This window comes from Deltaproteobacteria bacterium, assembly GCA_030690165.1.
GTDB lineage: Bacteria > Desulfobacterota > GWC2-55-46 > UBA9637 > UBA9637 > JACRNJ01.
Genome location: JAUYHF010000018.1, coordinates 1 through 1,574, shown reverse-complemented (window position 1 = coordinate 1,574; position 1,574 = coordinate 1). Strand labels below are relative to the sequence as shown.

Here is a 1,574-nt window from a genome sequence, read left to right as displayed (position 1 = left end):
ACAGAATTAGGAAAAGCCCTGGAAGACCTGATTGCCGCCGTCGAGCATAAAACCTTTGATGTGGTTGCCACGGTATCCGAGGTGTTTACCCGGGAAACGGTTAATGCCGTGAAGCTGTTAAAGCACAAGATTCTGGGTTCGGAACCTCCCCCGGACGACCGATAATACAGGGAGCTACAACCCCCTTATTTATTGCCCGGCGCCCTTACCCGGTGGCCGGGCTTTTTTGTGTTGACAAACCCTGTATAATGGACTATAATAGTAGTCAGCTGCTGGTGAGGTGACAGCCGGAAGGCTTACCCTTAAATGAACCGTTAAAGTCGATGTATCAGCCAGCGAACAATATAATAAGGAGGAGAAATTGAAAGACCAGAACCCATGTGCATGTGTTTGCTCCGACGCCTACGAATGCCACAGTATCCGCTACCCTGGCAATATATTTGTTACAAGCGAGAAGTGCGAGTGTCCTTGCCATGACGATGAGGACAAGGAAATGAGTGAAACTGAAAAACTGGAGAAATTTATCCTTGGGCTTGATGAGACCTTTACCGATAGAAAAAAGGTCAAACAAATAGCAAAGCTATTGTTTTTGGCTGGTTGCCGGTATGTGGAGCCAGTCACGCTGGAAGTGCTGCCGGATGAGGAGATACAGAAGGCAAGAGCTAAAGTCGAAAATTGTTGGTACGCTGAGGACAATTATGATATACGAGAATGGGATAGAGTAGTCTCTCAAGATACCAACGCCTTCAATCACGCTAAGGGGCAGCTTTACAGGTTGAGGGAGGAGAAATGAATACGGGAATCTCGGAGTCAAAAACAGATTGTCTGCAGCCTTATCGAGTATGGTATAAGGGCTTTATCGTCAGGTTCTGCAAGACTAAGGAAGAAGCGGAAAGATATCTAAAAGAAAAGCTGGTCATGCCGGAGAAACTGAGGCCAAAAAATAAGGAAGGTTAAAAAGGTAGACAGTAGTCAAATACTGTAGAAAGGAGGTAAACATGGCAAAATTAACTATTTATAAACCCGATGGTTGGTCAAGGAAGGATAAATCGACAGAACATGCCTTTCTGGACGAGGAGCCAGTAGACCTGTTTTTGTACTATGAAAAAACGGGCCTTAGAATAAGATTTTGTCTTTCTGGCCGGGCAGCTACTTCGTGGGGAGAGCTTTATTTATCGGATACACAGGTGGAACAGTTAAAAGAAGATATTAATTCCCACTTAAAAAAATACGAACCGGACACGAAGATATTATAAAAAAGTAAATAGAATCCTGTTACGGAGGGAATAATTATGGAGAAAATAACAACTAAGGAACACGTCTTTAACTGCCTGATTGCCGCGGGGGTAGCGCTATTATGGACAGCTTACCTACTATGGGCGTCGGGATATTAAAAATAAGGAGGCTAAGCCATGGCAGGAAAGTTAATATCGTTCAAGGTGCAGGGCAACGGGGGCAGTAAGGACCCCCGTTGGCATAAGGTCAAGACAGAGAATACCATGTGCCCCCAGTGCATAGAGGAAAGCATGGTGGTTATCATGTCTGCTAACCCCGGGCAGGAAGGCCACTTCCTT

The 1,574-nt window shown here is 45.2% G+C and carries 3 protein-coding genes; all 3 read left to right on the top strand.

Annotated features, from left to right (window positions below; all coding sequences use genetic code 11):
• The first annotated feature begins 361 nt into the window (after positions 1–361).
• From Q8P28_04390 to Q8P28_04380, 3 genes are read left to right on the top strand one after another with little or no spacing between them, the layout of a single operon-like run.
• A complete protein-coding gene (locus Q8P28_04390; protein ID MDP2682035.1) occupies positions 362–793 on the top strand; it encodes a hypothetical protein in 432 nt (143 codons plus the stop codon).
• Positions 790–957, top strand: a complete 168-nt coding sequence (locus Q8P28_04385) for a hypothetical protein (protein ID MDP2682034.1) — start codon at positions 790–792, stop codon at positions 955–957. The genes Q8P28_04390 and Q8P28_04385 overlap by 4 nt, the downstream gene beginning before the upstream one ends.
• A gap of 41 nt (positions 958–998) precedes the next feature.
• Entirely contained in the window at positions 999–1,256 is a 258-nt protein-coding gene (locus Q8P28_04380) for a hypothetical protein (protein ID MDP2682033.1), read from the top strand.
• Positions 1,257–1,574 lie beyond the last annotated feature (318 nt).

Excerpts from the sequence above, each read along its gene's own strand:
- Q8P28_04385 (MDP2682034.1), top strand. The coding sequence starts at position 790 with ATGAATACGGGAATCTCGGAGTCAAAAACAGATTGTCTGCAGCCTTAT.
- Q8P28_04380 (MDP2682033.1), top strand. The coding sequence starts at position 999 with ATGGCAAAATTAACTATTTATAAACCCGATGGTTGGTCAAGGAAGGAT.